This is a genomic window from Exiguobacterium sp. s152, assembly GCF_018618335.1.
Lineage (GTDB): Bacteria > Bacillota > Bacilli > Exiguobacteriales > Exiguobacteriaceae > Exiguobacterium > Exiguobacterium chiriqhucha.
Genome location: NZ_JACSLX010000004.1, coordinates 27,149 through 53,820, shown reverse-complemented (window position 1 = coordinate 53,820; position 26,672 = coordinate 27,149). Strand labels below are relative to the sequence as shown.

Sequence of the window (26,672 nt, the reverse complement as noted above, 5' to 3'; positions counted from 1 at the left end):
GAACATGGAACATATCGTTGTCGTATTGGGAACGTTAATCGGCTTAGGAGCTGTCGGTACATTATTGTACGTGACACGCCTTGCCTATGAATCATGAGAACGGATAGTGATAGAAGCGCTCACGTTGGAGTAACTCCATGACGTGGGCGTTTTCTGCGTTGTCGATGGCGCGTAACAGGCCTTCCGTCTGTGAACGGTGGGCGAGCAACGCCTCACGCTTCGCCGTGCTCTCTTGACCGACTTCGATGACTACGTGCGGTTTTCCGAGTTCGGCGTCGGTGCGATGGTCGAACGCGACTCCTAAAAATTCAGGACGCTTCGAGGCATCGATGTCTTGCAACGCTCGGACGACCGCACGTGCCGTCGCCTCGTGATCAGGGTGGACGGCGTAACCCGGATAGAAGGAGATAACGCGTGCCGGCTGTACTTCCTCGATTAAGGCGCTGAAACGTGCCGCCAGTTCCGCTTCGTCCTCGAATTCGACGGTTTTGTCGCGAAGTCCCCACATGCGGAGGTCATCGATGCCCATGACGGCACACGCTTCCTCGAGCTCATGTTTACGAATTTTCGGCAACTCTTCACGCGTCGTGAAAATCGGCGAACCCATATTGCGGCCCATCTCACCGAGCGTCAGGCAGACGTACGTGACCGGGAATCCGTGTTTATGGTGTTGGATAATCGTACCGGCCGAGCTGAACGCTTCATCATCGGGATGCGGAAAAATAACGAGTAATGGTCCATTCATTGGCTTTCCACCTCCGAGGCTCCTTGCGGGAGCGGTTTGATGTCTAAGTGTAAGGCGCAGGCGAGACGTCCGAGACGGTCATGGCCGGCGAGCAGGAGCTGGTCTCCGTGCTGTTCGTAGTCGGTCAAACCTTCGACGTAAAGCCAACCGTGATCGAGTTTCAAGCCGACCCGGTATGGTCCATCGCCCTTGATTTGGCCGATGCTATATTCAATGACGACGTTGCGAATGAACATACCGGCGTTATGGAAATCAGGGTCGTTATGCGTCGCATACGCCCCGTTCGTCGTCTCGACATGGACATAGAGCGGCATGGATACATGCGCGTCCAAATAAGTCTGGATGGTTGTAGGTTGAATTGATTTCACGCGGTTCCCTCCAATGGAAACGATGACCCGAGACATGCGTCCCGGGCCACCCGTTATGATTGTGTTGCTAGTTTTTTGCGGTAACCGGTATGGTTCGTTGGCCCAACGTATTGGTTGAGGCGGAACGAATGACGGACCGCTTCCGTGATGAACTCTTTTCCGATTTCGATGGCTTCATCGACCGAGTGACCGTTCGCGAGTGACGCCGCGATAGCTGACGAGAACGTGCAGCCGCCGCCGTGTGTGAAGGCAGGATCGATTTTTTCGCTCTCGAGGAGGCGATACTCGTTGCCGTCGTAAAGCACGTCGAATGCTGTGTCGAAGCCGAGCTTGCCACCGACTTTGACGATGACGATTTCAGCGCCGAGTTCATGGATCAAGCGAGCAGCCTCTTTGATTTCTTCCATCGTTGAAGGTGTCTTATCGAGGCCAGCGAGCATACGCGCCTCGAACAAGTTTGGTGTGATGATTTTAGCGACCGGCACGAGGTGCTTGCGCATCGCGACCGCGACGTCCGGGTTGAGAATCTCGTCGGCACCTTTACATGCCATGACTGGGTCGACGACCGCGTTTTGGATGCCGTACTCTTTAATTTTACGGGCAGCGAGTTCGATAATCTCTGGAGTCGGGAGCATACCTGTCTTGACAGCATCGACACCAATCCCAGCGAGGACCGTATCAATCTGTTTCTCGATCAATGTCGTGTCGATCGGGAACACTTCGTGATGCCACGCGTTATGTGGGTCTTGAGCCACGATGACCGTGAGGGCGGTCATGCCGTAAACACCGAGCTCTTCCATCGTTTTCAAGTCAGCTTGGATGCCTGCACCGCCACTCGTATCCGAGCCAGCGATTGTTAAAGCTTTTTTCATCGTCATAGTCGTTCAATCCCCTTTGTCTGTTTGGATAGTTTCACTATAACGACTTTTTGGCGTTACGACAAATCCCGAGGTCGCATTAAGACCGGAATAAGTTTTGAAAATTGATGGCAGGATTTCAATCGTATTTGGGGAATAGTAATGAATAGGGTGTAGACCACTTTCAATTGGCTAGGAGGAAAACCGCATGTTAGTGCATAGCTTATGCATTCCGAAGAAAGATGTCGTCACAATCAGTGAAAAGGCGACATTGCGCGAGGCGCTCGACACGCTCGAAAAGACAGGATACCGTTGTGTCCCTGTACTCGATGAGACGGGAACGTTTTTCCGCGGTAATATTTATAAAATGCATATTTATCGCCACGGGATGAGTGGGGCGAGCCTAGACGATAACGTCATGGAACTCATCAAGAACACACAAAAGTACGTCCACGAGTCAGACGGCTTTTTCAAAGTCTTCTTCTCAATCAAAGAACTTCCGTATATCGCGGTCTTGAAAGACGAGAGCAACGAATTTTACGGGATTTTGCCACACGGGAAGATGCTCGGCATGCTCGAAGAGGCATGGAGCCGTGACACGGGGAGTTATGTCGTCACGATTGCACTCAGTGAGCAGGCAGGGGCGCTCGAGAAAATCACGAAAGTCATCAGCAAATATTCATCAATCGCCAGCCTCATGACGCTTGACGCCAAGAGCAAGGTGTTGCGTCGTGTGTTAATCACGTTGCCGCCGGACTGTGACGAGAAGACAAAAGACAAGATTGTCGCCAAACTCGAACAAAAAGGGTTCCGCGTCGTCGAAGTCGAGAATTTAAATAACTGACGAAAGGCCTTCCTCGCATCGAGGAAGGCCTTATTCAATCCAATCGTTTTTCCATCCGGATATCCGGCCAAAATTGACCGTCCCAGTACGTGAATGCCTCGATACGGGCAATTTCGTGATAACCGAGCTTTTGATAGAGGCGATGCGCCGCTTCGTTGAATCCGAACACACCTAGCTCGATGCGTGGCACACCTTGGGCACGAAGTCGATTTGCCAACAACGTGAGGGCTGCGGTGCCGACGCCTTTCCCGCGACCTGTTTGTTCACCGATGACCAGACCAAGCCAAGCGCTGCCGCGTTCTTTGTCATACAAGTGCGGGGCGTCATAGATGACGTTCACCTCGCCGATGAGCCGATCATCGTCGTAAATCAAGAAAATATCGTGCGTGTCCAGACGTTCCGTCAAGTCTGCGACCGTCATTTGGTGTTCCGCGACGAGTTCGGCTTCGGATTGGGCCGGACGAATCAAATGGACGATGGCGGGATCGTTATTCCAACGATTGAACGTCGCGACGATGGCGTCGGACGCTTCTCGCAATGGGACGAGCGAGATGGGCATCGAGTTCCCCTCCTTTCAGGCATCCTTCTTTGCCCTCGAACTGAAAAGTCCCCTTTTTACTGAATCGGCTTCAAGACGTTGAGGTGGCTCGGAAGCACTTCGAACGTGAGCGGGAGTTTACCGCCCGTATCTCCGTCGGCATTGACCGGAAGTGATTCTGGCGAGTCGACATGGACCCGTTTCGTCGTGAAGGACGTGACGCTGTCCGTCTCTTTCAACTTGCCGGTGAAGAGGGCCGGCGCGAGTTGGATGGCGTCTTTAAAGCCGAGGTTCTCAAACAGATAGACGTGAAGTAACCCGTCGTTCAGTTCGGCGTCCGGTTCAAAGTTTTCAAACCCGCCGACCGAGTTCGTGAGGGCGATGACGACCAAATAGGCGTCTCCATCGAACGTGTGCTCTTCGGCTTGGACCGACAAGGCGTATGGACTATGCTCACGGAACGCTTTGATTCCTTCAATCAAGTAGGCGAACGGGCCCCATTTTGTCTTCTCTTCGACACTGACCTCGTCGACAGCCTCGGCGATGAGGCCGATCGCGATGACGTTCATGAAGTAGCCGTTCTCGTATTTACCGATATCCATCGGTGTCGGTTGCGCCGTCTTGAGCGCCTCGATGGCATCTGCGGGGTCGCTAGGGACACCGAGCGCGCGTGCGAGATCGTTGACGGTACCGAGCGGGATGATGCCGAAATCAGGACGATGATCGGCTTCGGCGAGCCCCGTTACGGCCTCGTTTAGTGTCCCGTCGCCACCCATCGCGATGACAGCTTTATATTGTTTCGATGCCGCTTCTTTCGCAAAATGTGTGGCATCGTCTGCTTTCTCCGTGAACCGGACATCGACGTTGCCGTAACGCTCTCGCAAGACCTCCTCCGCGGCCGCGGCGTGTTCTTTCCCTAACTCTTTCCCAGACGACGGGTTGACGATTAACATGACTGTATCCATCAAAGTACATTCCCCTTTTCACATTCAGATATTGTCATGTATTCCCGTCCTGTGGCGAGGCTAGTCATAAAAAAACAACACAGACGTGTTGTTTAATAATGGCGGAATGCCGACATATCAAGGTGGCTAGCATCTGATTCATCGACGGCGAGTTCAATTTTCAAATGTTCATGGAACGGCGAGTCGAATGCACCCATGCAGGCGACCGGCTCATGGTCCGGGACGGGGGACTTACGTTTCGTTTTGACGAACAAATAGTCCTCACGCGACAACGTCAATAAGAAGCGTTCGACCGCATGGGGTTCGCGCGTGACGTTCGGCCATGGCAAGTGGTTGAATAGTAAAAAGACCGCGCCTTCTTTTTCGAGCGCATAGTCTGGGGCGATCCCTTCCCGGTTCAACAACTCGATGACCGTACTCAAATAGGCTTGTTTAATCGTCAATGAAATCTCGTAATACTCACGCATACCGTCCACCCTTTCTAAAAATCGCAATAATTCCATTCTATACGTTTCAGACAGAGGCGACAATGAAGAAGTTTCTTGACGAAGCGTTTTTCCCACCGTATACTGCTCATGTCCTGCTATACTAAAGGTAAATGATGAACGAATTGAGGTGAAACCGACATGATTGAATCACTCGAATTGAAGGCATGGATCGTCTTGGCACGAGCGATGGACGCAATCAGTGACCGTGTGAAGGACGATTTACGACGCCACCAATTGAATTCAACAGAGTTCGGTGTTTTATCCGTCTTGTATAAACGAGGGGATACCCCGCTCCAGCAAATCGGAGACCAAATTTTGATTACGAGCGGAAGCGTCACGTACGTGATTGATAAGCTTGAAAAACGTGGCTTAATTGAGCGTGTGGCTTGCCCGTCTGACCGACGCGTCACATACGCCTCGTTGACAGAGGAAGGTAAGCGCTTGATGGACGTCGTCTATCCAGAGCATATCGAGATTTTTAAAGACATCTATGGTCCCCTTAGCGACCAAGAGACTGAACAGTTAATCGATTTATTGAAACGAGTCGGTTATAACGCGGCAGGCAAATAACACCTGCCTGTTTTTTTTGGTTATTTATCTTGAAGTTAAACTAATTGACTGTGAGATATACAGATGATATAGTTCTAACTGTTGTTACAAAAATAGAGATCACACTTATGGAGGAACCCATTTATGAAAAAGGTATTATACGTATCGGCTAACCCGAAACCAACAGAATTGTCATACAGCAAACAAGTCGCAGAAACGTTCATGACGACACTCACGAATGAGAATGCGTCACTCGAAGTCGAAGCGATCGAATTATACGATGTCGATGTTCAAGAAATCGACGGCGACGTCCTCAGCGCATGGGGCAAATTCGCTTCAGGCGAAGCTCTCACTGACGTCGAAGCGGCTAAAGTCGCGACGATGAACGGCATGCTCGAGAAGTTCATGGAAGCTGACATGTACGTGTTCGCAACACCGATGTGGAACTTCTTCTTCCCAGCTCGCATGAAAATGTTCCTCGACAGCGTATTGACTGCTGGTAAAACGTTCCGTTATACAGAACAAGGCCCAGTCGGTCTTCTCGAGAACAAACAAGCGATCCACATCCAAGGTACGGGTGGAATCTACACAGGTACAGACCTCAACTTCGCAGACGCATACCTTCGTCAAGCACTCGCATTCGTAGGCGTGACAGAAGTGACGACACTTCCAGTTGAAGGCATGAACCAATACCCAGACAAAATCGAAGAAATCGTTGCTGACGCAAAAGCGAAAGCCGAAGCACTTGCGAAAGAAGTCGCAGGCGCAGTCACAGTATAATGATCAAGGGCGAGTCCAATCGGGCTCGCCTTTTTGTGTGCCATCGATTCGGGTATGATAAGACGGAAAGGGGAGAAACACATGGGAGAACAGTTATCAAATCGCCTGCTCGGGGATTGGAGCGACATCATCGCATCCGAGATGGCCGAGCCTTATTTTACTAACTTGAAAGCGTTCGTCGATGAGGCGTATGCGTCATCGACCGTATATCCGGCCCGAGAAGACATTTGGAATGCGTTCGTCTATACGAAGTTCAAGGACGTCAAATGCGTCATTCTCGGACAAGATCCATACCATGGGCCAAACCAAGCGCATGGACTGAGTTTCTCGGTCCAAGACGGTGTACGTTTCCCACCGTCGCTTCGAAATATCTTTCAAGAATTGCATGACGATATCGGCTGTCCCGTACCGACCAGCGGGAATTTAGAAGCATGGGCTCGTCAAGGCGTGTTGCTGCTCAACACCGCGCTCACGGTCGAAGCAGGCAAAGCCGGTTCGCATCGGGGACAGGGCTGGGAGCAGTTCACCGATTCCATTATCGAGCGACTTGGACAGCGGGAAGAGCCGCTCGTGTTCATCTTATGGGGGAACGACGCGAAGAAGAAACAGAAATTTATTGGCCCGCAACATGCCGTCTTGACCTCGGTCCACCCGAGTCCGCTCTCGTCGCATCGCGGCTTTTTCGGATCGAAGCCATTCTCGCAAGTGAATGCGAAGTTGAGTGAGTGGGGACAACATGAAATCGATTGGTGTTTGTGACAGTCTGCAGATGCGGACTGTTTTTTTGTTGACGGCGTCCGAATCGTCTGTTATCGTTACTAGCAACAAGATACTTTAGCGCTTAAAAGCGAATGTGCATAGAAGCATAACTGTATAACAGTATAAAAGCAATGACCGAACCGAAGTAGAGACATCTTCCCTGGCCCAGAGAGCGTGTGGTGCTGTGAACATGCCCATAGGATGAATCGAATTACAGTTCGCGAGCTCTCACTTGTTGAGCGGTCCCCCGTTATCGGAGTAGAGTGACTAGACGTCCGTCTAGTAATCAGGGTGGTACCGCGGCATAGTCGTCCCTATCGAGTGAATCGATAGGGATTTTTTTACGTTCAGTCAACTAAAGGAGGAAACATCATGCTCACACAAATCATTCCACGCCATTTGGCCCCTCATATTTCGCCACAGTTCTACGACGAGTACACGCCGACCGATCATGCTGTCTGGCGCTTCGTATTGCGACTGAACTTGCACACGCTTGAAGGGAAGGCCCATCCGTTTTACATCGAAGGGTTGAAAAAGACGGGGATGGGACCTGAGCGTCTCCCGAACGTCGAACAGATGACCGAAGAGATGCGGTCGGCCGGTTGGTCGACGGTCGCAGTCGATGGTCTCATTCCAGGCGTCGCTTTCTTTGATTTCCAAGGCAACGGGATGTTGCCGGTCGCGACCGATATCCGAAAAGTCGAGAATATTTTGTACAGTCCGGCACCGGATATCATCCACGAGGCGGCCGGCCATGCGCCGATGTTGATGGATCCTGAATTTTCACAGATTGTGAAGCGGTTCGGTCAGCTCGGGGCGAGGTCATTCATGAATCGAGAAGAACATGCCTCGTTTGCAGCACTGAAACGATTGACCGTCGTGAAGGAGAATGCGAACTCGACGGACGAGGAGATTGCGGCAGCCGAAGCGTCTGTTCATGCGGCCAAAGCCCAAGTGACCGGTTTCTCGGAAGCACAACAAGTCGCCCGCATCTTTTGGTGGACGGTCGAGTTTGGTCTCATCGGTGATGTAGACAATCCACTCATCTACGGGGCAGGCCTGTTATCTTCGGTCGGAGAGAGCCGTCACTGTTTGACAGACGCCGTCACGAAGCATCCATTCAATTTGGAGCATGCCCTCGAGACGAAGCAAGACGTGACGAATATGCAACGCGAGTTATTCGTCATTCCAGACTTTGAAGCGTTGAAGGACGCGCTAGACGAACTCGAGTCACGGATGGCGGTCAACCAAGGTGGGATCGCTTCGCTCGAGAAGGCGCTCGCGTCGGGCAGTCAATCGACCATCCGACTGGAAGACGGGACGGATCGCGTCGGTGTGATTCGTCACGTGACACGCTCTGGAGCCCGTGCCCTTATCCAATGGGACGACTGCGTGAACGTCAATCACGGTCAATTGACGAACTTGCATAATCATGGCCTGCTCGTGCTCGATGGACCGCTTCAAGACGTGTTGGCGACAGCGGACATTCGGTTAGACGGTCAAGTCGTCAGCGAGACGACAGAGGCGTTGCATCTCGAAGACGTCGTCATCACCATCGAAGGACGACAGATTAAACTGGAGACACTCGAAGTGAGACAAGATACGCTGCCGTCGATTTTTCCGGGCACCGAGATTGAAGAACTCGTCATCTTGGAGAAGCCGGTCCAGATCGAACGTGACGCCCGAGTATGGACGAACGATGACCCGATGTTCAATCAGGTCCGCAATATGCGGGAGCAAGGCGAGTCGATTGATGAGCTCGTGCCGACGATTCTTGCCGATCATCCCGATGCTTGGTTGCTCCACATCGAATGCTTGGAGCTCGTCGAGTCTGATGCGCTTCGACAAGCGTTGACGGAACGGTTGCACGCGTTACGTGAGACGTCACCGTCGCGGCATGAGTTGATTGGCCGCGCGCTCGCATTGCTCAACTGACAAAAATAATCCCCGCCCAATGATGGGCGGGGATTATTTTTTAACGCGTCGTTTCACGCAAGAACGTGATTAAACGGCGATACGTTGCACTGGCTGCCGGCTTATCCATTTCAAAATGGTAGTCGTGGCCGAGTGTGTGCTCGTTTCGGTCATAAAAGACGCTCGTGACGTCCGCACGACCTGAGAGGATCGTCGCAAATTCTTTCGCTTGCGTCTCGAACGAACCGGTGTTGCCATCGGTGATAAACGTCGGAACGAACGTGGCCGGGATATTGACGAGCGGTGACGCTTCCGCGACGACCGGCAAGTCTTCCCAATTGTACGTTCCGAAGTAAGCCCAACCAATCCGTTTGAACAAGAAGCGGTTGACCGCCTTCGATGACTCGATGATGCTTCGTTTTAAGTCATAAGGACCTGACATGAGAATCGTGCCGAGGATCGACGTTTTCGGAACGACTTGATTCACTTCGGCCGATGGTGCGTAGTCGTCGTTCAATTGAATACCGACGAACTGAGCGACGAGTTGGGCACCGTTCGAATCACCCGCAAAAAAGACGCGGTCGAGGTCGAGACGGAAGCGGTCATTGTTTTCCGCGATATACGTGTATGCTTCTTCAAGCTGCTGGAGCGGGACGGGATACGTAACGTCAGGGGCAAGGGCGTAGTTGACGCTGACGACGTTATAGCCGTTGCTCGCGATTGACGTCGCATATTTGAAGACGTCGGCCTTGTCGCCACCGACGAACGAACCGCCGTGCACCCAAAAGATGGTCGGAACAATTTGTTTCTCGCCTTCATAGCGAATCAAGTCGAACGTCCCGTTCTCATAGGCTGAATGATAGTCGATATCTTTCCGGACCGATGTTTTTTGAACGACTTCATCAAACCCTTTGATGGCCACTTCGTTCCCGCCGGCAAATGAGGTCTTAACGAGACGTGAGGTCGGTTTCGGGGACAAAAATACATAGGCGGCACCGGCGACAGCCGTACCGACCAGTCCAAGTCCTGCTCGTTTCAATCCTTTATTCATCGTAATTCCTCCTTGGTTCAATCCAGTTTGTTCACTTACCGATCGATAAGGACCGTTCCCATGAACGTCTCAATGACGTGGGCAATCCCGTCTTCGTTGTTTGATTTCGTGATGAAGTCGGCTTTGCCTTTGACCGTCGTGTTGGCGTTGCCCATGGCGACTCCGAGGCCGGCCCATTCAATCATCGTGAGGTCATTGTTCCCGTCACCACAAGCGATAACGTGGGCTTGCTCAATTCCGACGTGTTCGGCGAGGAAGGCGAGGCTCGTCCCTTTCGTCACACCCGCTTCAGTGAACTCAAGGAAAAACGGTTTTGAACGCGCGACAGCAAGTTTTCCTTCAAGTTCGACTTGCAGTTTCGTTTCGATTGGAGCGAGCGTGTCGCCGTCACCGAGCATGAGACATTTGACGACAGGCGTCGTGACCGCTTCTTTGAAATCGGCGACATGGATGACCGGCATCCCCGTCAATTCACCTTCGATATCAGTATACGGGTTCGGTTGATCGGTTACGATTTCGTTACCGATGTACGTATGAATCGCGATTTCTTCCCGGACACTGATATCATGGAGATGGGCGACCGTTTCCGGAAGCAACGTACTCGAGAAGATTTCTTCATTCGTCTCACAATTGATGATTGAGGCACCGTTGAATGAGAGAATATAGCTACCATATTTGGCAAGTTCGAGTTCACGGGCGGCATCCCACATCGCGTATGTCGGGCGACCGCTCGCGAGCACGACTTTATGTCCGCGTTCTTGTACATCTAGCAAGGCTGCTTTCGTCTTGGCGGAAATTGTATGGTCGCTCGTGAGGAGCGTATCGTCCATATCTAAAACAATCATCTTGTAACTCATAATGGTAAGGAGTCCTCCTTCAGAATCTAATGACTCCATCCTAATACGATTTGAGGTCAATTGACAACCTTGTCGCAAAAACGTAACTATAATGTAGAGTAGTGAACTTCAGAAGAGGTGGATATATGAATCGAATATTAGTAGCCGAAGATGAGCATGCGATTCGCAGCTTTATCATCGTTAATTTAAAACGAGCCGGATTTGACGTCTTTGAGGCGACGAACGGACGCGAGGCGGTCACAGCGTTCGACCGTGAGCCGTTCGATGTCGTCTTGCTCGACGTGATGATGCCTGAAATGGATGGATTCGAGGCATGCGCCGCCATCCGCGACTTAGATGAGAACGTCGGCATCATCATGCTGACGGCACGCACGCTTGAAGAAGATAAGATTGAAGGGCTCGGCAGAGGGGCGGACGATTATATCGCCAAGCCGTTTAGCCCAGGTGAGCTTGTGGCACGGATTCAAGCACTCCTGCGCCGTGTCGAGAAAGTGAAGCGTAAAGAAAAGAAACGGTTGAAGTCCGGACCGTTCGCCATCGATTTGGCGGCGAAGCAAGTGACGAAGTATGGGCAGGCGATTGATTTGACCCCGACCGAATACGATTTGATTTGTCACCTCGTCCAAAACGAGGAAGTCGTCTTATCGCGTGACGCGCTGTTAGATGCCGTCTGGGGCATCAATTACTTCGGGGACAGAAAGACGGTCGACGTCAACATCCGTCGTCTCCGTCAAAAGATTGAAGACGACCCGAGTCACCCGGCTTATATCGAGACGCTATGGGGGCATGGGTACAAGTGGCGGAGACATGACGGATGAAGCAACAGCTCGTCATTCGAATTATGCTCGTCATGACGTTCGTGCTCGTCTTGCTCGTGAGCGTCCTGTCGTACGGAACGTACCGCTATTACTATGAATATGAATCAGAGGCGCTACTCAGCCATGCGACGACGAGCGCCTACCTGTATCCACAGGCCCAAGTCGGATTCGAGACACCGAGCGCGTTCTCGGTGCTCGTTCGGACGTTCGGCTATCCCGGTACCGATTTGACGATTGTCGACCGGACCGGTCAAATCATCAAAACTACGGGACAGCGGGCGCAACAGGCGGCCTTTTCGACCAAACAGTTGCAAGATCTCGCTCGAGGCGAGTCCGTCGTCCAAGACTACGATGCCGATGGGAATCACTATTTGTCGGTGACGAGTCCAATCATCACGGAAGAGACGAGTGAATTCGCCATCAGCTTCACGCGGCCGCTCGCCGACCTTGACACGTTGATTCGCGAGATTTGGATGGCTGTCGTCATGATTGGCATCTTGATTTGGCTGGTCGCGCTCTATGCTGTCATTCGGATTGCAGACCGCTTCGTGCGACCGATTCGAGACATCATTGAGACGGCCGATGAGATGGCACAAGGTGATTTCGATGTTGAAGTCTATTCCAATGAAAAACATGAGCTCGGGGCACTGGCCCGGACGCTCACATATTTAGGTGCGAAAGTCCAGCAGCACCAGTCGACGCGGAATGAATTTCTATCCAACGTGTCGCACGAATTGCGGACACCGCTCACTTCGATTAAAGGGTGGACGGAGACGATTCGAGGCGGGGACGAGAAATTGTCGGACGAGACTGAGCTCGGTTTGAGCATCATCCATTCGGAGACGGAGCGGATGATCGGGCTCGTCGAGCAGCTGCTCGATTACACGAAGATTGAAGAGAGCCGGCTCGTCTTGTATCGGCAAGAACTTGATCTCGTGTCGTTGTTACGGAAAGTGACGATTCAATTGAAACAGTCGCTCGAAGACAAACAGATTACGCTCATTGAGCGATATCCGCAAAAGTCGATCGGACTGTTCGATGAGAACCGGCTGAAGCAAGTATTTTTAAACTTGCTCGAGAACGCCATCCGCTTCTCGCCAGAAGGTGGGACGTTGACGATACGGTTCGTGCAATCGGAGCGAGTCGCGTTCATCTCAATTATTGACGAGGGACCTGGTATTTCACGGGAACACTTGCAGCGCATCACTGAAATGTTCTATCAGGCGCAAGTGACGAAAGGGAGCAGCGGGCTCGGCTTGGCGATTGCTAAGGAGCTAATCGAGGCGCACGAAGGAAAGCTCGTTATCGAAAGTGAGATTGGTCATGGGACGACGGTGACCGTTCTCTTGCCGCTTGACCCGAGCGAACTGCATTAAAAGGGTTAAACCTTCCGAATTCAGGATACATGTAATTGTATGTAGAATGAGGGAGGTTTTTTTCATGGCAACGAAATCATTGAAGCCATTGTCAGGTAGTCCGAACGCCGTCTCGACCGAAACGACAATCGAAGCGCTACGCATGGAGCCGCTCCCATACGGGCGAGACCGCGCCGAGAGCATCGAGACAATCAAGATGGTGATGGGGCAACTGCCTCGGACCGAGCTCGTCAAGGAGACGGATGACACGCTCCATTATGTTGTGACAACGAAATTGATGCGCTTTAAGGATGACGTCGAATTCCGATTCGACGATGAGACAAGACAAATTGAATTCCGCTCGGCATCACGACTCGGTCACTCTGACTTTGGGGTGAACCGGAAACGGATGCAAGACGTGAGTGAACGCTATCGGAGGTTGATGAGATGAAGGATTATCAATTGATTGTGATTGGTGGGGGTGCGGCCGGAATGACGGTCGCGGCCGGTGCCGCAAATTTAGGGGCGAAAGTCGCTTTGGTCGAGAAGAAAAAACACCTTGGTGGAGACTGTCTTCACGTTGGGTGTGTCCCATCGAAAGCACTGATCGCCGCCTCGAAAGAAGCGAGCAGCATGATGCAAGCTGCCCGAGTGCTCGGAGCCGAGTTTGACGGCCGCGACCATTACCAGACGACGAAAGCACGCGTCGACCGTGCCCGTGCCATCATTCAAGACCATGACGGGACGGAACGTTTCGAAAAACTTGGGGTCGACGTATATATCGGCGAGGCCTCGTTCCAAAGCCCATACGAACTCAAAGTCGGTGACGATTTACTGATTGGGAAGAAATTCGTCATCGCGACCGGCTCGCAACCGACGATACCGCCGATTGACGGCTTGGACGACGTGCCATACTTAACAAATGAGCAAGTGTTTGAAGAAGAGACATTGCCGGAGAGCATCATCGTCATCGGGGCCGGGACAATCGGTCTCGAACTCGCTCAGTCGTTCGCTCGTCTTGGTAGTCAAGTGACCGTGCTCGAGGCTCAGGACACGTTCTTACCGCGAGAGGACGAATCGGTCAGTAAGTTGCTCCGTTCGCAGCTCGAGATGGCGATGCGCCTTAAAATCGGCATCAACATCAATCAAGTCTCGGAAGTCGACGGACGCGTTCACGTCACCGGCGAAATCGATGGCGAAACGGTCACGTACGAGGCGGACAAGCTGCTCGTGGCGACAGGCCGGAAACCGAGAATCGATGAGCTTCGACTCGACCGGGCTCACGTCCACGTCAAAGACGGATTTGTCGACGTTACGTCGACGTACCGCACATCGCAACCTCATATATTCGCAATTGGCGATACAATCAAGACGTTACCGTTCACACACGCAGCTGGCGAGGAAGGAAAAGCGGTCGTGGCCAACGCCTTGTTCGGACTTTGGAACAAGGTCAACTACACGAAGATGCCGTGGATCACGTTCACGGAACCGGAAGTGTTCCACGTCGGCATGACCGAAGCTGAGGCACGGGAGCGCCATGGTGACGACGTCGAGGTGTTTGAAGCGAAACTGTCCGAGGTCGACCGCTTCGTCGCCGACCGACAAGAGACAGGTTTCGTCAAAATCATCACGCGCAAGAACGGCAAAATCATCGGCGGTCACGCCATCGGTATGACGGCCGGGGATTGGATGCAAATCGTCGTCTATGCGATGCAACGAGGCGATAAAATCGGCAAGCTGTCCCGCATGATTTATCCGTACCCGTCGCGAAGCGAGGCCGTGAAAAAAGTGGCCGACCTTTACTGGCGGAAACGCTTGTTCAACAGCCCGCTCACGGATTTGTCACGCAAGTACTTCGAATGGACCCGATAACGAAAAATCCCACTCTCAACAGAGTGGGATTTTTTATGGCAAGACGATTGTTTCGAGCATCTTCGGTGAGCCTTCTGATAAATCGACGAGTGGTTTAATCAACACTTCGACCCGGCGGTTTTTCGAGCGCCCTGCTTCGGTGTCGTTCGTCGCAATCGGTTTGTATTCTCCGTAGCTAGCGAGCGTGAACTGGCTAGGGTTCAAAGCATCGTTTGTCAACAGGCCGCGCATGAAAGCCGTGGCCCGGGCTGAACTGAGTTCCCAGTTCGACGGGAACCGGGCCGTGTTGATCGGGATGTTATCGGTGTGACCCGATACGACAATCTCACGGTTACCGGCTTTTTCCAGGATACCGCTAATCGAGCCGGCCACCGTTCTAGCCTCGGCGTCAAGCGTCGCTTCCCCCATACTGAACAAGGCTCGGTCTTGAATCGTCAAAACGAGACCGCTTGAGTTGATGGTCGCTTCAATCTCTTGTTCGAGCCCGTTCTTTTTGATGTATTGATTGACCTCTTCTTTTAACTCATCCAGTTTGGCGAGCTCATATGTCCGAGGATTCGCCGTCGTATCTGTCTTGTTCGTACGGCTGATGTCACTGTTCGAGGCGGTTGACGCTTGGAACACGCTCGTCCCGCCAGAGAACACTTGGTTAAAGGATTGAGACATTTTCTCGAGCTTCGTCTGGTCGATGTTACTCGAGGCGAACAAGACGATGAAGAGGGCGAGTAAGAGCGTCAATAAATCGGCGTAAGGGATTAACCAACCTTCCGGGATATGTTCCTCATGATCATGCTTCTTTTTGCGCTTCATAGTCGGCTCGCTCCTTTGGAGACAAATACACAGACAATTTATCTTCTAACGTCTTCGGAGACTCCCCACTTTGAATCGAGAGAATTCCTTCAATCATCATCTCTTTGATGATGACCTCGCTCTTCGAATACTGCTTTAATTTATTGGCGAACGGGAACCAGAGGACGTATCCTGTGAAAATCCCGAACAACGTCGCGACGAACGCGGCTGAAATCGCGTGACCGAGCTTTTCGATATCAGACAAATCTTTTAGGGCCGCAATCAAACCGATAACGGCTCCAAGAACGCCGAGTGTCGGCGCGTACGTGCCGGCTTGGGTAAAGATGTCCGAGTTCGCTTTATGGCGTTGCTCCATGTTCTCGATATCGCGCGACATGACCTCGGCGATATATTCGGATGGTTGGCCGTCGATGACCATCATCATCCCTTGTTTCAAGAACGGCTCTTCAACTTGTTCGAGCGCTGTCTCGAGCGACAAGAGTCCTTCTTTACGCGCTTGCGTCGACAAGTCGACGAACTGTGTCAAAAGCCCGGATTTACTTGGTAACTCCTGCTTTTTGAAGAGAATTCCGAACAACTTCGGTACGTTTTGCAGCTGTTCTTTGGAAACGGCGATACTGACCGCGGCCGCTGTCCCGACAAAAATAATGACGAGTGCTGCCGGGTTGATGAGCGGGGCAATCCCGGCTCCTTTCAATACCATCCCTCCGACGAGGGTGAGGAACCCAAGTATGAGTCCTACTAACGTGACGACATCCATGTCTATGTTTTCCACCTTTCTAAAAAAAAATCAGGAGACAAAAAAAGCGAGAGACTTAACTCGTCTCCCGCAAATGCGTTCCCGATGGTTAAGCGCCGTTTTCGTCAATCAGCATTTGGATGCTGATATTTCGTTCTTCACGCTCTATATCGGTTAACACGTCGTATTTTTTTAATAATGCGTACAATTGATTCACAACTTCTTGATCAAGTGACCAATGTAGCAGTTCTTCGAGCTGGAAATAAAGATGGGCGGGCATGCATTGTGACTGACGCTCCAACCTTCGCGAGACATCCGTTAGCGAATGATCTACCGTACTAGGGTCCACGGTTTCATTCAACCTCCTCAACATTCATAAAGTCTATCTCTCATATTACCAAAAAATCTGGCAAACAGTTAGCGATACATTTTTCTAGTTGGCAATTTTATAAGTGAGGAGTAGTATGAGCCTTAGAAAACTTGATTTGAAGGAGATAGCGAGATGCGACATCGATTGACCGTACGGGAATTGCGCATAAAACGAATTGAGGCGCTTTACCGGCTCGTGTTTGAAAAGCCGGCCCGTTTTATCGCGACAGGCTTTTTGCTCGCCATTTTTTTAGGGGCGACGTTACTCTATATGCCGTTCGCACAGACACAGCCCGTGTCCTGGATTGATTGTCTGTTTATCGCGACGTCGGCCGGAACGGTGACCGGATTATCGACAATTGATATTGGGACTTCCTTTAATACGTTCGGTGAGCTCGTCATCGTCGCCTTGATTCAAATCGGCGGTTTAGGTTTTATGACGGTCGCGCTCATGCTGCTTAGTGTGCTCGGAAAGAAAATCGGTTTAAAGCAGCGCATCTTGCTCCAAGAATCACTCAACTTGTCGGGTCCCGGCGGCACGGTCCGTCTCGTCCGCAACATCGTCTTCACGACGCTCATCGTCCAGTTTCTCGGCATGTTGTTTTTAACGGTCGAACTGTACAGCACCGGTGAGTATCGCTTTGGTGAGGCGCTGTATTATGGCTTTTTCCACGCGGTCTCAGCGTTTAACAACGCCGGGTTCGCCCTATGGCCGGACAATTTGATGCAGTTCGAGCAGAATACGGCCATTGTGATCACGATTGCTGTGCTGCTCATGATTGGGGGTCTCGGCTTCACGACCATCGCGGATGCGACCGAGGTGAAGCGTTGGAAGCGCCTCGCCCTCCATTCGAAAATCATGATTGCCTCGCTTGCCATCGTCAACGGGATTGCCTGGTTCTCGCTCATGTTGTTTGAGTGGGTATCGAATGAGGGCGGACTGTATGGCCGTCCGTTCGGAGAAGCGATGCACGTCACCTTCTTCCAGGCTGTGACGACACGGACCGCAGGCTTCAATACAATCGACCTCACGACGATGGCGCCGATCTCAATCGGGGTCGTCTTGATTCTCATGTATATCGGTGCTGGAGCCGCTTCCACTGGGTCTGGGATTAAAGTGACGACCGTAGTTGTCATCTTGGCCGATATGTGGGCGTTCATCGTCGGGAAAAAAGAGACGGTCATCCTCGAGCGGACGATTGACGCGTTCCAAATTAAAAAAGCGTACATCGTGGCTATTACGAGTTTCTTCTTCATCTTATTGATTACCGCACTGACTATCTTGACGAACGGTCATATTCCGGCGACAGCACTCTTGTTCGAGACAGTCTCGGCCTTCGGGACGGTCGGGTTATCACTCGGGATCACGGCGGAACTGAACGATGCAGGTAAGAGTTTTATCATGTTCATGATGTTACTCGGTCGTGTCGGTTCGTTGACGATCCTCTTCACGGTCGCACGCCAGATGGACCGGAAGATTCGCTATCCAAAAGAGAAGTTGCTAATCGGATGACACAAAAAAAGCCCTAATTAGGGCTTTTTTTGTGTCTCGTAATAGGCAACGACTTTTGGCAGATAGTCCTTTAAATCCGGACAGACGATATCAGTGCCGCTGAGTGCGCGGAGCGTCTGTGTCGTATCGAAATGGACTTGATGCTTAAAGTAGGCGAGTAGCTCACGCGGAACGCCGTAACGTTCCGACAGATGTAGCGCCGAGAATCCGGTCTCCGCGACCGCATGCGGAATGGTCCCGCGTGGAGGGCGACCGAACATCTCTTCGTGAATCATACGGTACACTTCGCGGGCCCCGTGTGGAAACGGGTCGGTCAAATGAAACGTCCGCTTCAAACCGACCGGAGCGTGAGCGAGATAAGTGGTCGCCTCGACGACGTAATCATAAGGAACGAGGTTTACTTCGATATTCTGTCGTCCAATGTAAGGCAGCGGGGCAGCTTGACGAAGTTGGTCCATTAACTTTAAGACGAAATAGACCCCGTCAAACTTCTTCGTCTCGCCGGTCTCGCTATGGCCAATGACGATGCCCGGACGGATGATGGTCACCGGCATCGAGCCGAGCTCGCGCGAGACGATGGCCTCGGCCTCATACTTCGTCGCCTCGTAATGGTTTTTAAAACGAACGCGGTGCCATAACTCGTTCTCATAAACGGTCCCTTGACGGCGTCCAGACACATAGGCGGTGCTGAAGTAGACGTACCGCTTTAAATAGGGTGCCCGTTTCGCCAATGAGGTGATGTGTTTCGTCCCGAGCAAGTTGATGCGATATCCGACATCATAAGGGATGCTCAAATCGTAAGCGGCTGCCAAATGGAACACGTAATTCACTTCACGCTCGATGACGGAGCGCATGATTGGATCAAGCACGACTTCAGGTAGCGTGATATCGGCCTCGACGAGCACGAGCTGATCATCTCGTAACGACGTCGCTTCCAACAGCTCCTGTTTTAAAGCATGTGCGCCGGAACGTTCGGTCGGGAGGTGGAGTGCGTAAATCGTCCCAATCTGATTCGGCAATGACGCGAGGTGCGTGATCATCTTTCCGGCTAAAAAGCCGGGGAAACCGGTGAAAGCGTAATGGTTCATAGTGTCTCCTCCGCTAAGTCCAACGTGAACGTGAATGTCGAGCCAACGCCAACGCTCGATTCGACCTCGATACTTCCGCCGTGCGATTCGATGATTTCCTTACAGATGGATAGCCCGAGACCCGTCCCGCCGATTTGGCGTGTATCCGAGTTGTCGACGCGATAAAACTTCTTGAACAGCTCTTCGAACGCATGCTCCGGAATCCCGATGCCAAAGTCTTGAATCGAGACGTGGGCTTGATTTCGTTCTTTGCGCACCCGCACCTCGATTTCGTGATGGTTCGGCGAATATTTGATGGCGTTCGATAGCAGGTTGATGATGACCTGCTCGATGCGGTCCTGATCGGCGATGAGGTGGAGCACTTCATCGGCGTCATCAAAATGGATCGAATGGTTGCTCGTCTCGCGGAAGCGTTCGACGACGTCACGGACGAGTTCGTTCAAGACGAAATGGTCTTTCTTATACTCTTGATTGCCGTCTTCCATGCGCTGAATGTCGAGAAAGGCGTTCAACAGGTCGGTCAAACGCTTCGCTTCTTTCGCCATCGTCTTTAAGTAACGCTCGCGTTTCTCGGGATTCAAGTCGCGGCTAAGCATCAGCTCGATATATCCCGACAGCGACGAGAGCGGGGTGCGAAGTTCGTGTGAGACGGTGCTGACCAGTTCGTTTTTGATTTGGTCCATCCGCTCTTCCTCGGTCCGGTTGCGGAACACGAATAAGAAGCCGCTGTCCATTCCGATTTGGCGTTTTGTATCCATACCGGTCCCGTACATCTCGTAATACTGTTCATCCCGGTCGTTCGGTTGCGGGATGGAGAAACGCATCGACACTTCGCGGGCCGACCCGTCGAGTAATAAGTCGATTTTTTTCAACATCTCAGTGCGGTCGCGCGTACGGAACGTCGACAGGAGCGGAATCCGCTCTTGCATCTTGTTCGGGGCGATTCCTGGCAAATCGAGCAGGCGACGGGCGTGCACGTTCATAAACAGGACGCTTCCGTTCGATTCGGTCAAGACGAACGCTTCATTGGAGGCCTGTAAAATCGATTGGATGATATCTCGTTGCCGGGCGATGGCATTCTTCTCCCGCTCGAGCATCCGCTCGACTTTCTTCCGATCGCTAATGTCGCGCATGACGGCGACCCGGAGCGTCTGGCCTTGGAACGTCACTTCTTTCGGATACACTTCCATCTCGAGAAACGTCCCGTCCTCACGACGGCCGATGACCTCGTAAGGTGTCTGGATATGGTTCCGGATCCGGCGCAACACGTCGGCCCGATAGCCTTCAGCGATAAATTCAATCGTTTGGCGACCGACCATCTGTTCGGCCGGAATTCGGAAAATCGATTCGGCCGCCTTGTTCGCGTCTAAGATGGTCCCACCTTCGTGAAACAGCACGGCTTCGATAACTGATTCGGCGAACATGCGATACCGTTGTTCTTTGTGTAGCAATTCGCCTTTCAAGGCGATTTCGGGACTGACATCGAACACGAAAAAGAAGAAGCCGATGACGCGAGCTTGTTCGTACACCGGATGCATGAACAGCTTTCCAACGAAATGGGTCCGGTCTTTTCGTTGGAACTTCCATTCACGGTCGCCGCGGTCTAACGCCACACGCAGCATCTGTTCGAATGACAACAATCGCTCAGTCTCGTCTTGATAATGGGTCCGCTTCTCGCTCAGCTCGCGCGACTCGAATAGACCGAACGGGGTCATTTCGTAAAGTACTTCATGCGGCTCGTAACCGAACAGCTCGGTCGCCCCTTTATTGAAGCGATTGATTAACAGATTTGCATCGGTCATAACCATCGCCATGTCGAGTTCGGTGTGCATCATCGCTTCGAACGCGTTATGTTGGACCGTCACGCGCGTATCGAGCGGGAGAGGTTCAATCGATAAGATATAGACGTCACCGTTCGGGATAGCGTGGATGCGGATTGTCGGCATCTCGTACGTCCAAGGCAAGCCTTGCTCCATTCGTCTCGATAGCTCCATCGTAATCGGTGATTGGTTGACCATATGAAAGATGTTTGTTCTCGTTTGTAAGTCTTCAGGGAATTGCTCTAAAAATGGCCGGTTCGCTTGGACGATTGTCCCGTCCGTCATGATTAACGCTACACCGTAAGGCAAGGCGTGCAGTAATTCGTTTTGGAGATGTCCTCGGTTCTCCATTAACGATGATCCCTCCTTCTGTATGTCACACGGGTACATCTTCAATACATTCGACAGCTCCCCCTTTGTTTTCCTGCCTCCAAACGGTAAAGTGAAGACAAGAACAGATAGAGAGGACGATAGATGTGAAGGGAATGGGGCTCAGCTTGTTGATCGCCATCGGATTATGGTGGGGAGATGCGCCGATATGGAGTATCGTCGCGTGTTTAGGAATCGGCCTGCTCTGGCTCATCTGGCGCATGCGTCTGTCGACGATTCACCGCATCGATCGGATGGACGGTCGTGAATTTGAATTGTTTTTAGAAGAAGTGTTCACCGCACTCGGTTACACGGTGACGGTGACGCCGGCGTCGCGTGACTTCGGGGCGGACCTGCTCCTTGAAGCGGAGGACGGATGGTCAATCGCGGTCCAAGCGAAACGTTATGAAAAAGCGGTCGGGCTTGAGGCAGTCCAACAAGTCGCAGCCTCCGTTCCATACTATGGGGTGAACGAAGGTTGGGTCGTGACGAACTCCTCTTATACCGATAGTGCATACGAATTGGCGGAGCCAAATCAAGTTCGTTTGATTGCAAGAACGGAGCTCGAAGAGATGTTGAAACAGGCCGGTTTCAAGCGATAATATCAGGCGTGTTCACAAGTTTGACAGAATGGCGGATTGTGTCGAAGAAAAAGGGGTTGTCTTTTTCACGAATAGGTGCAATAATCATCTTCGTCATATGAAATATGTAGTCGCTGAAACGAGAAAACGCGACGCACAGTACCAATTTGGGGTTTCATAGAAATACCAACCAAACACACACAAATCAACGGTTGGAACGTATTAGGAGGAAAAGCGGTGCGCAAATTAATTTATGTAAAAGGTTGCGTCTTTACGCAAGGCGAAGCGACCATTTATGACGAGACAAATGATGCGATCGGATCTGTTCACCGCGACGCGGAGGGCAGTGTTCAAGTGCACAACTTGTCAGGCCGTCAAATCGCTCACGGGAAGTATATCCCGAACTGTCAGAAGTGGGTCGTCATGAACCACGACGGACAAGCGATCGGTCAGTTGAAGGACAAATTCTCGTTATTCGGGAAAAAGTGTGAGTACAACGTCTACGAACGCGGTCTCTATACGATTCAATACGATGTCGAGCGTTACAAGTTCAGCGTTCGAGACAAAGCAGGTAAGCTTGTGGCGGAACTCCGCAAACAAGACGATGATTGCTTCTGCCTGACGAAAGAGGCCGACCAACTCTCGATGTTCGAGTTGTTGTCTGTCCTTAAAACGTTGACAGTCAAATCACGGATGCCAATCGCGGTATCGGTGTAACCAATATGACGAACACCAGTCACTGCGACTGGTGTTTTTTTCTAAAAAAAAGCCTCATTCGACGAAAATCAAATGAAGCGGTTCAAATAGTGTTTTGCCTCGATCTCGAGTGTCGTCACGCGATGGGCGTATAGACAGAGTTTGAGGACGTGCAAGATGTTCGGGTGGGTGACCCCCATCTTTTCAATCGAGCGCTTCGCACGCGTGTCGAGGAGCTCGATCGGGCTCGTCGACTTGGCGTACTCGGCATAGAGACGATAAAAGTCAATGGGCGAGATGAGGTCGTCCTCGTCGCGGTCAGGATTGTTGAAGATGAGTGCGAGGAGAGAACTCGTCTCTTCAAGTGAGAACAAGTGCTTCAAATCATCCAGCAAATAAATGATAGCCGCTTGTTGGAGCGAGTATTTCTTTCCGACCCGGGGGACCCCGATGATTTTGCGGACTTCTCGCTTCGTCCAGTTTTGAATCGTGGTCGCGGATAAATGCTCTCCGGTCAACGTGTTCGCCAAAGCGACGATTTGATTGATTGACAGTCCGTTCTTTTCAATATGAAACAAGTGGATTTTGCGAAGCTCTTTCGGGAAATGCTCGCGCACGTCCTCGGGAAAGAGCGAGATGGCCCGGTCAACGTCGCCAACCCGCATATAGTGAAGGCAATCAGCCAAAGTTTGAATCGAAATTGCGTCGCGCATACAGGCATCCTTTCTATAGCCGCCTTCGTTCGTTGGCTATACAGTCATTTGACCTCATTCTACCAAATGTTTGAAAAGGAAGCTAGGCTATCGCTCGATTAAGGTATAATGAAAACGTACAAAAAAATGTAGATAAAGGTGGTTCATCGATGAATGAATGGGTCAGTTCCATCCTGTCCATCGTCATTGTCCTGGTGTTTCTCGTCGGTCTTGAACAGATTGGCAAACGCCTCGGCTGGACGGATGAGACAATTCGTAAAAGTGTACATATCGCGGTCGGCCATTGGTCGCTGCTTGCAGTTTGGTTAATGGAAACTTGGTACGTCGCCGCCGTGCCGCTCGTCTTTTTCACGTTCGCGAACGCGTTCCTTCTTTATAAGAGTCCGTCACCGGTTCATCAGACGGAACGTAAATCGCTCGGCACCGTCTATTATCCGATCGCCTTGCTTGTCATCCTGTTCTTCTTCTTTGAATCAGAGCCGCTCGCCTTTTTGGCAGGATCGCTCGTCTTGGCTTGGGGCGATGGCCTGGCCGCGCTCATTGGTCGGAAGTACGGGACAGTGACCTATGATTTATACGGACAGAAGCGCTCGTTCCAAGGTAGCATGGCCATGTTCCTCAGCTCGTATGCCGTCCTCTTTTTATTATTTTTGTGGGATGATATTCCACTTTGGCAAGTGGTAACATATGGATTCATTATTTCAATCGTTGCCACACTCACAGAAGCAATTTCGTATCGAGATTGGGATAACTTTACAATTCCTATCGTCGTGGCCGTTGCTACATCATTATTGTTATAAATCAATTCCTTCATTGTAAAGAAAACGTTGCTTGTCACCCCTGTCAAAGATTTGTATACTGTGTTTCGTACTGAAATCATTCAGTGACGTGCCTGCCTCTCTCTTGACGAACCGAGGCATGCTTTAAAATTGAACGTAAAGGATTGAGGCAACGCATGAGCTTTTTAAATCAACTACTCACTATCATTCCGGCCGATCGCGTGAAGCAAGATGAGCCGCTGTCGGCACACACGTATACAAAATTAGGTGGGCAGGCCGATTATTTCGTGGCCCCGCACACGTATGAAGAAGTTCAAGCCGTGCTTGAGCTCGCCCATCGCGAGAGCGTCCCAGTCATGATTCTCGGGTTCGGGTCGAACTTGATTGTCCGTGACGGAGGCCTTCGTGGCATCGTCTTAAACTTGAACGAACTGAAAACGATTCGTCGAGACGGGAATCAACTGATCGCCCAAGCCGGTGCGGCCATCATCGACGTCTCACGTCAAGCGTTGACCGAAGAGTTATCTGGCTTAGAATTCGCCTGTGGCATCCCGGGAACGGTCGGTGGCGCGGTGTATATGAACGCAGGCGCCTACGGTGGAGAAACGAAAGACGTCATCACGAGTGCGGTCGTGTTGTCGCCTGAAGGGCAGCTCATGACACTTACGAAAGACGAGCTCGATCTCGACTACCGGACGAGCCGGATTTCGAAAGACGGGTTGATTGTGCTCGAAGCGACGTTTGAACTCGAGCCGCTCGGCTATGAAGCGATCAAAGACGTCATGGACGACTTGACGTACAAGCGCGAGTCGAAGCAACCGCTCGAGTATCCATCATGCGGTAGCGTCTTCAAACGACCACCGGGCTACTTCGCCGGCAAATTGATTCAAGACTGTGGCCTGCAAGGGAAGCGGATCGGTGGAGCGGAAGTCTCACTCAAACATGCCGGATTCATCGTCAATATCGATGAAGCGACAGCGACTGAGTACATCTCGCTCATCCGTCACGTCCAGGCGACGGTAAAGGAGAAGTTCGAGATTGAGCTTGAACCAGAAGTGAAAATCATCGGTGAGGACATCGCCGTCGAGAACGCATAAGCATGAAAACGCTCGAACCGATTGGTTCGAGCGTTTTTGAATGGGACGAGGACAACAAAAAAGCCGCCAGCAACAATGCCGACGGCTTTACGTTTACGCTTGTAGTTGCTTCGTGATGGCTTCGACTGGAGCGACAAACGTGTAGCCGAGGTCGCGGGCGACGGCTTCATACGTGACCGTCCCGTCGATGACGTTCAATCCTTTAAGCAAGGCTGCGTTCTCGCGGAGTGCTGGGAAAATCCCTTTTTGTGCGCACTCGACGATATACGGCATCGTCGCGTTCGTCAAACCGAGTGTCGACGTGCGTGGGACGGCACCTGGCATGTTGGCGACGGCATAGTGTTGAACCCCGTAACGCTCGTACGTCGGCGCGTCATGCGTCGTGATATGGTCGATGGTTTCGCAGATTCCGCCTTGGTCGATGGCGACATCAACGATGACCGAACCGGGTGACATCTGTTGGACCATTTCTTTCGTGACGAGCTTCGGTGCTTTCGCGCCTGGAATGAGGACGGCACCGATGACAAGGTCACTTTCAGCGACTTGTTTGGCGATGTTATAGCTGTTTGAGATGAGTGTGTTGATTGTGTTGCCGAACTGATCATCGATTTGGCGCAGGCGAGCCGGGCTGATATCCATAATCGTGACGTTGGCACCAAGACCAATCGCGATGCGGGCGGCATTCATCCCGACGACACCGCCCCCGATGACGGTGACGTTCGCACGTGGTACGCCTGGCAGGCCAGACAAGAGAATCCCTTTTCCACCGTGCGGTTTTTCAAGGATTTGGGCGCCGATTTGAGCAGCCATCCGTCCGGCCACTTCGCTCATCGGTGTGAGGAGCGGCAATGTGCGGTCGATCTCGACCGTCTCATAGGCGATAGCCGTCACACCAGAATCGACGAGTGCTTTCGTGAGTTCTGGTTCGGCCGCCAAATGCAAGTAAGTGAAGAGGGTCAAGTCAGGACGGAAATAACGATATTCCGATGGTTGCGGTTCCTTTACTTTCAACGCCAATTCCACGTTTACCCAAACGTCTGCGGCTGTGTCGACGATGGTTGCCCCCGCATCGACATACTCCATATTTGTGAAGCCGCTACCGACGCCCGCTTCCGTCTCGACGAGGACCTCGTGTCCAAGTTCAGTTAATACGGCTGCACCCATTGGCGTCAAGGCGACGCGGTTTTCGTTGTTTTTAATCTCTTTCAATACCCCGATTTTCATGTAAAGTTCCCCTTTCTCTACTGACACAATTTGTTCACACCTTTAGTATAGACCCATCCGAAAACGCTGTCTTTAGCATGGATTCTAAAAGTGATAACGCCCACTTTGTGAAAA

General features: G+C 51.8%; 29 protein-coding genes and 1 other annotated feature. Of the genes, 14 read left to right on the top strand and 15 right to left on the bottom strand.

The window, feature by feature from the left end; translation table 11 throughout:
• Positions 1-91: 91 nt before the first annotated feature.
• From bshB2 to pdxK, 3 genes are read right to left on the bottom strand one after another with little or no spacing between them, the layout of a single operon-like run.
• Complete coding sequence (bshB2, locus tag KNP72_RS08690) at positions 92-745, bottom strand: bacillithiol biosynthesis deacetylase BshB2 (protein ID WP_034805162.1); 654 nt, start codon at positions 743-745, stop codon at positions 92-94.
• Positions 742-1,113, bottom strand: a complete 372-nt coding sequence (locus KNP72_RS08685) for a YojF family protein (protein ID WP_029596267.1) — start codon at positions 1,111-1,113, stop codon at positions 742-744. The genes bshB2 and KNP72_RS08685 overlap by 4 nt, the downstream gene beginning before the upstream one ends.
• Positions 1,114-1,166: 53 nt before the next feature.
• Positions 1,167-1,991 (bottom strand): pyridoxine/pyridoxal/pyridoxamine kinase, encoded by an 825-nt coding sequence (gene pdxK / locus KNP72_RS08680; protein ID WP_021068111.1) that lies wholly within the window; start codon positions 1,989-1,991, stop codon positions 1,167-1,169.
• A 187-nt stretch (positions 1,992-2,178) separates the two neighbouring features.
• Between pdxK and cbpA the strand changes: the two genes are divergently transcribed.
• Entirely contained in the window at positions 2,179-2,814 is a 636-nt protein-coding gene (gene cbpA / locus KNP72_RS08675; RefSeq protein WP_021068112.1) for a cyclic di-AMP binding protein CbpA, read from the top strand.
• A 34-nt stretch (positions 2,815-2,848) separates the two neighbouring features.
• Here the strand turns inward: cbpA and KNP72_RS08670 are convergent, their stop codons facing one another.
• From KNP72_RS08670 to KNP72_RS08660, 3 genes are all read right to left on the bottom strand, one after another.
• On the bottom strand, positions 2,849-3,373 hold the full coding sequence (locus KNP72_RS08670) for a GNAT family N-acetyltransferase (RefSeq protein WP_214718472.1): 525 nt from the start codon (positions 3,371-3,373) through the stop codon (positions 2,849-2,851).
• A 56-nt stretch (positions 3,374-3,429) separates the two neighbouring features.
• Positions 3,430-4,317 (bottom strand): diacylglycerol/lipid kinase family protein, encoded by an 888-nt coding sequence (locus KNP72_RS08665; protein ID WP_021068114.1) that lies wholly within the window; start codon positions 4,315-4,317, stop codon positions 3,430-3,432.
• A gap of 92 nt (positions 4,318-4,409) precedes the next feature.
• Complete coding sequence (locus tag KNP72_RS08660) at positions 4,410-4,820, bottom strand: hypothetical protein (protein ID WP_251128947.1); 411 nt, start codon at positions 4,818-4,820, stop codon at positions 4,410-4,412.
• 123 nt (positions 4,821-4,943) lie between these two features.
• Here KNP72_RS08660 and KNP72_RS08655 point away from each other — a divergent pair, with 123 nt between their 5' ends.
• The 4 genes from KNP72_RS08655 (at position 4,944) to KNP72_RS08640 (ending at position 8,828) form a co-directional block, all read left to right on the top strand.
• Positions 4,944-5,375: a MarR family winged helix-turn-helix transcriptional regulator gene (locus KNP72_RS08655; RefSeq protein WP_021068116.1), complete on the top strand. Its 432-nt coding sequence runs from the start codon at positions 4,944-4,946 to the stop codon at positions 5,373-5,375.
• 123 nt (positions 5,376-5,498) lie between these two features.
• Positions 5,499-6,134 (top strand): FMN-dependent NADH-azoreductase, encoded by a 636-nt coding sequence (locus KNP72_RS08650; protein WP_029596264.1) that lies wholly within the window; start codon positions 5,499-5,501, stop codon positions 6,132-6,134.
• Positions 6,135-6,215: 81 nt separating this feature from the next.
• A complete protein-coding gene (locus tag KNP72_RS08645) occupies positions 6,216-6,893 on the top strand; it encodes a uracil-DNA glycosylase (protein WP_214832893.1) in 678 nt (225 codons plus the stop codon).
• 122 nt (positions 6,894-7,015) lie between these two features.
• Positions 7,016-7,212 (top strand) — a binding site (T-box leader).
• A 53-nt stretch (positions 7,213-7,265) separates the two neighbouring features.
• Positions 7,266-8,828, top strand: a complete 1,563-nt coding sequence (locus KNP72_RS08640) for an aromatic amino acid hydroxylase (RefSeq protein WP_214718465.1) — start codon at positions 7,266-7,268, stop codon at positions 8,826-8,828.
• Positions 8,829-8,868: 40 nt separating this feature from the next.
• Here the strand turns inward: KNP72_RS08640 and KNP72_RS08635 are convergent, their stop codons facing one another.
• Together KNP72_RS08635 and KNP72_RS08630 are read right to left on the bottom strand one after the other, a co-directional pair.
• Positions 8,869-9,858: an alpha/beta hydrolase gene (locus KNP72_RS08635; protein WP_021068120.1), complete on the bottom strand. Its 990-nt coding sequence runs from the start codon at positions 9,856-9,858 to the stop codon at positions 8,869-8,871.
• Between the two features lie 35 nt (positions 9,859-9,893).
• Complete coding sequence (locus tag KNP72_RS08630) at positions 9,894-10,715, bottom strand: Cof-type HAD-IIB family hydrolase (RefSeq protein ID WP_214718464.1); 822 nt, start codon at positions 10,713-10,715, stop codon at positions 9,894-9,896.
• 125 nt (positions 10,716-10,840) lie between these two features.
• Here KNP72_RS08630 and KNP72_RS08625 point away from each other — a divergent pair, with 125 nt between their 5' ends.
• The 4 genes from KNP72_RS08625 to KNP72_RS08610 all read left to right on the top strand — a co-directional run bounded on the left by KNP72_RS08625 (position 10,841) and on the right by KNP72_RS08610 (position 14,760).
• Complete coding sequence (locus tag KNP72_RS08625) at positions 10,841-11,533, top strand: response regulator transcription factor (protein WP_021068122.1); 693 nt, start codon at positions 10,841-10,843, stop codon at positions 11,531-11,533.
• On the top strand, positions 11,530-12,909 hold the full coding sequence (locus KNP72_RS08620) for a sensor histidine kinase (protein ID WP_214832891.1): 1,380 nt from the start codon (positions 11,530-11,532) through the stop codon (positions 12,907-12,909). Before KNP72_RS08625 ends, KNP72_RS08620 begins: the two co-directional genes overlap by 4 nt.
• A gap of 64 nt (positions 12,910-12,973) precedes the next feature.
• Positions 12,974-13,339, top strand: coding sequence for a DUF1499 domain-containing protein (locus KNP72_RS08615; RefSeq protein WP_214718462.1), 366 nt, complete (start codon positions 12,974-12,976; stop codon positions 13,337-13,339).
• Positions 13,336-14,760 carry a dihydrolipoyl dehydrogenase family protein gene (locus tag KNP72_RS08610; protein WP_214832889.1) on the top strand — a complete coding sequence of 475 codons (1,425 nt, stop codon included), beginning with the start codon at positions 13,336-13,338 and terminating at the stop codon, positions 14,758-14,760. The genes KNP72_RS08615 and KNP72_RS08610 overlap by 4 nt, the downstream gene beginning before the upstream one ends.
• A gap of 33 nt (positions 14,761-14,793) precedes the next feature.
• Here the strand turns inward: KNP72_RS08610 and KNP72_RS08605 are convergent, their stop codons facing one another.
• From KNP72_RS08605 to KNP72_RS08595, 3 genes are all read right to left on the bottom strand, one after another.
• Positions 14,794-15,570, bottom strand: a complete 777-nt coding sequence (locus KNP72_RS08605; RefSeq protein ID WP_214755008.1) for a flagellar motor protein MotB — start codon at positions 15,568-15,570, stop codon at positions 14,794-14,796.
• Positions 15,548-16,330, bottom strand: a complete 783-nt coding sequence (gene motA, locus KNP72_RS08600) for a flagellar motor stator protein MotA (protein WP_021068127.1) — start codon at positions 16,328-16,330, stop codon at positions 15,548-15,550. Before motA ends, KNP72_RS08605 begins: the two co-directional genes overlap by 23 nt.
• 88 nt (positions 16,331-16,418) lie before the next feature.
• Positions 16,419-16,670, bottom strand: a complete 252-nt coding sequence (locus KNP72_RS08595) for a hypothetical protein (RefSeq protein WP_233005246.1) — start codon at positions 16,668-16,670, stop codon at positions 16,419-16,421.
• 141 nt (positions 16,671-16,811) lie between these two features.
• Between KNP72_RS08595 and KNP72_RS08590 the strand changes: the two genes are divergently transcribed.
• A complete protein-coding gene (locus tag KNP72_RS08590; RefSeq protein ID WP_214718457.1) occupies positions 16,812-18,191 on the top strand; it encodes a TrkH family potassium uptake protein in 1,380 nt (459 codons plus the stop codon).
• A 17-nt stretch (positions 18,192-18,208) separates the two neighbouring features.
• Here KNP72_RS08590 and KNP72_RS08585 read toward each other — a convergent pair whose 3' ends face one another.
• Positions 18,209-19,279 (bottom strand): SDR family oxidoreductase, encoded by a 1,071-nt coding sequence (locus KNP72_RS08585; protein ID WP_214718455.1) that lies wholly within the window; start codon positions 19,277-19,279, stop codon positions 18,209-18,211.
• Positions 19,276-21,450 carry a PAS domain-containing sensor histidine kinase gene (locus tag KNP72_RS08580; RefSeq protein WP_214832887.1) on the bottom strand — a complete coding sequence of 725 codons (2,175 nt, stop codon included), beginning with the start codon at positions 21,448-21,450 and terminating at the stop codon, positions 19,276-19,278. The genes KNP72_RS08585 and KNP72_RS08580 overlap by 4 nt, the downstream gene beginning before the upstream one ends.
• 134 nt (positions 21,451-21,584) lie before the next feature.
• Here KNP72_RS08580 and KNP72_RS08575 point away from each other — a divergent pair, with 134 nt between their 5' ends.
• Positions 21,585-22,070 carry a restriction endonuclease gene (locus tag KNP72_RS08575; protein ID WP_021068132.1) on the top strand — a complete coding sequence of 162 codons (486 nt, stop codon included), beginning with the start codon at positions 21,585-21,587 and terminating at the stop codon, positions 22,068-22,070.
• A 216-nt stretch (positions 22,071-22,286) separates the two neighbouring features.
• On the top strand, positions 22,287-22,766 hold the full coding sequence (locus tag KNP72_RS08570) for an LURP-one-related family protein (RefSeq protein ID WP_021068133.1): 480 nt from the start codon (positions 22,287-22,289) through the stop codon (positions 22,764-22,766).
• Positions 22,767-22,834: 68 nt separating this feature from the next.
• On the opposite strand, the gene KNP72_RS08565 is transcribed toward KNP72_RS08570, so the two are convergent.
• Positions 22,835-23,458 carry a DUF1836 domain-containing protein gene (locus KNP72_RS08565; protein ID WP_029596252.1) on the bottom strand — a complete coding sequence of 208 codons (624 nt, stop codon included), beginning with the start codon at positions 23,456-23,458 and terminating at the stop codon, positions 22,835-22,837.
• Between the two features lie 149 nt (positions 23,459-23,607).
• Between KNP72_RS08565 and KNP72_RS08560 the strand changes: the two genes are divergently transcribed.
• Together KNP72_RS08560 and murB are read left to right on the top strand one after the other, a co-directional pair.
• Positions 23,608-24,258 carry a diacylglycerol/polyprenol kinase family protein gene (locus tag KNP72_RS08560; RefSeq protein ID WP_021068135.1) on the top strand — a complete coding sequence of 217 codons (651 nt, stop codon included), beginning with the start codon at positions 23,608-23,610 and terminating at the stop codon, positions 24,256-24,258.
• A 155-nt stretch (positions 24,259-24,413) separates the two neighbouring features.
• Positions 24,414-25,334, top strand: a complete 921-nt coding sequence (murB, locus tag KNP72_RS08555; protein WP_214832885.1) for a UDP-N-acetylmuramate dehydrogenase — start codon at positions 24,414-24,416, stop codon at positions 25,332-25,334.
• A gap of 93 nt (positions 25,335-25,427) precedes the next feature.
• On the opposite strand, the gene ald is transcribed toward murB, so the two are convergent.
• Entirely contained in the window at positions 25,428-26,558 is a 1,131-nt protein-coding gene (ald, locus tag KNP72_RS08550; RefSeq protein ID WP_214718449.1) for an alanine dehydrogenase, read from the bottom strand.
• Between the last annotated feature and the right edge of the window lie 114 nt (positions 26,559-26,672).

What these genes read in the sequence shown, in the direction of transcription:
- KNP72_RS08560 (WP_021068135.1), top strand. Translation starts at nt 23,608, where the DNA reads ATGAATGAATGGGTCAGTTCCATCCTGTCCATCGTCATTGTCCTGGTG.
- KNP72_RS08585 (WP_214718455.1), bottom strand. Translation starts at nt 19,279, where the DNA reads ATGAACCATTACGCTTTCACCGGTTTCCCCGGCTTTTTAGCCGGAAAG.
- KNP72_RS08635 (WP_021068120.1), bottom strand. Translation starts at nt 9,858, where the DNA reads ATGAATAAAGGATTGAAACGAGCAGGACTTGGACTGGTCGGTACGGCT.
- KNP72_RS08610 (WP_214832889.1), top strand. Translation starts at nt 13,336, where the DNA reads ATGAAGGATTATCAATTGATTGTGATTGGTGGGGGTGCGGCCGGAATG.
- KNP72_RS08650 (WP_029596264.1), top strand. Translation starts at nt 5,499, where the DNA reads ATGAAAAAGGTATTATACGTATCGGCTAACCCGAAACCAACAGAATTG.
- KNP72_RS08655 (WP_021068116.1), top strand. Translation starts at nt 4,944, where the DNA reads ATGATTGAATCACTCGAATTGAAGGCATGGATCGTCTTGGCACGAGCG.
- KNP72_RS08630 (WP_214718464.1), bottom strand. Translation starts at nt 10,715, where the DNA reads ATGAGTTACAAGATGATTGTTTTAGATATGGACGATACGCTCCTCACG.
- KNP72_RS08660 (WP_251128947.1), bottom strand. Translation starts at nt 4,820, where the DNA reads ATGGAATTATTGCGATTTTTAGAAAGGGTGGACGGTATGCGTGAGTAT.
- KNP72_RS08580 (WP_214832887.1), bottom strand. Translation starts at nt 21,450, where the DNA reads ATGGAGAACCGAGGACATCTCCAAAACGAATTACTGCACGCCTTGCCT.
- KNP72_RS08645 (WP_214832893.1), top strand. Translation starts at nt 6,216, where the DNA reads ATGGGAGAACAGTTATCAAATCGCCTGCTCGGGGATTGGAGCGACATC.
- KNP72_RS08575 (WP_021068132.1), top strand. Translation starts at nt 21,585, where the DNA reads ATGGGGCTCAGCTTGTTGATCGCCATCGGATTATGGTGGGGAGATGCG.
- KNP72_RS08620 (WP_214832891.1), top strand. Translation starts at nt 11,530, where the DNA reads ATGAAGCAACAGCTCGTCATTCGAATTATGCTCGTCATGACGTTCGTG.
- KNP72_RS08665 (WP_021068114.1), bottom strand. Translation starts at nt 4,317, where the DNA reads ATGGATACAGTCATGTTAATCGTCAACCCGTCGTCTGGGAAAGAGTTA.
- KNP72_RS08625 (WP_021068122.1), top strand. Translation starts at nt 10,841, where the DNA reads ATGAATCGAATATTAGTAGCCGAAGATGAGCATGCGATTCGCAGCTTT.
- KNP72_RS08670 (WP_214718472.1), bottom strand. Translation starts at nt 3,373, where the DNA reads ATGCCCATCTCGCTCGTCCCATTGCGAGAAGCGTCCGACGCCATCGTC.
- KNP72_RS08605 (WP_214755008.1), bottom strand. Translation starts at nt 15,570, where the DNA reads ATGAAGCGCAAAAAGAAGCATGATCATGAGGAACATATCCCGGAAGGT.
- cbpA (WP_021068112.1), top strand. Translation starts at nt 2,179, where the DNA reads ATGTTAGTGCATAGCTTATGCATTCCGAAGAAAGATGTCGTCACAATC.
- KNP72_RS08590 (WP_214718457.1), top strand. Translation starts at nt 16,812, where the DNA reads ATGCGACATCGATTGACCGTACGGGAATTGCGCATAAAACGAATTGAG.
- pdxK (WP_021068111.1), bottom strand. Translation starts at nt 1,991, where the DNA reads ATGACGATGAAAAAAGCTTTAACAATCGCTGGCTCGGATACGAGTGGC.
- murB (WP_214832885.1), top strand. Translation starts at nt 24,414, where the DNA reads ATGAGCTTTTTAAATCAACTACTCACTATCATTCCGGCCGATCGCGTG.
- motA (WP_021068127.1), bottom strand. Translation starts at nt 16,330, where the DNA reads ATGGATGTCGTCACGTTAGTAGGACTCATACTTGGGTTCCTCACCCTC.
- KNP72_RS08640 (WP_214718465.1), top strand. Translation starts at nt 7,266, where the DNA reads ATGCTCACACAAATCATTCCACGCCATTTGGCCCCTCATATTTCGCCA.
- ald (WP_214718449.1), bottom strand. Translation starts at nt 26,558, where the DNA reads ATGAAAATCGGGGTATTGAAAGAGATTAAAAACAACGAAAACCGCGTC.
- bshB2 (WP_034805162.1), bottom strand. Translation starts at nt 745, where the DNA reads ATGAATGGACCATTACTCGTTATTTTTCCGCATCCCGATGATGAAGCG.
- KNP72_RS08565 (WP_029596252.1), bottom strand. Translation starts at nt 23,458, where the DNA reads ATGCGCGACGCAATTTCGATTCAAACTTTGGCTGATTGCCTTCACTAT.
- KNP72_RS08615 (WP_214718462.1), top strand. Translation starts at nt 12,974, where the DNA reads ATGGCAACGAAATCATTGAAGCCATTGTCAGGTAGTCCGAACGCCGTC.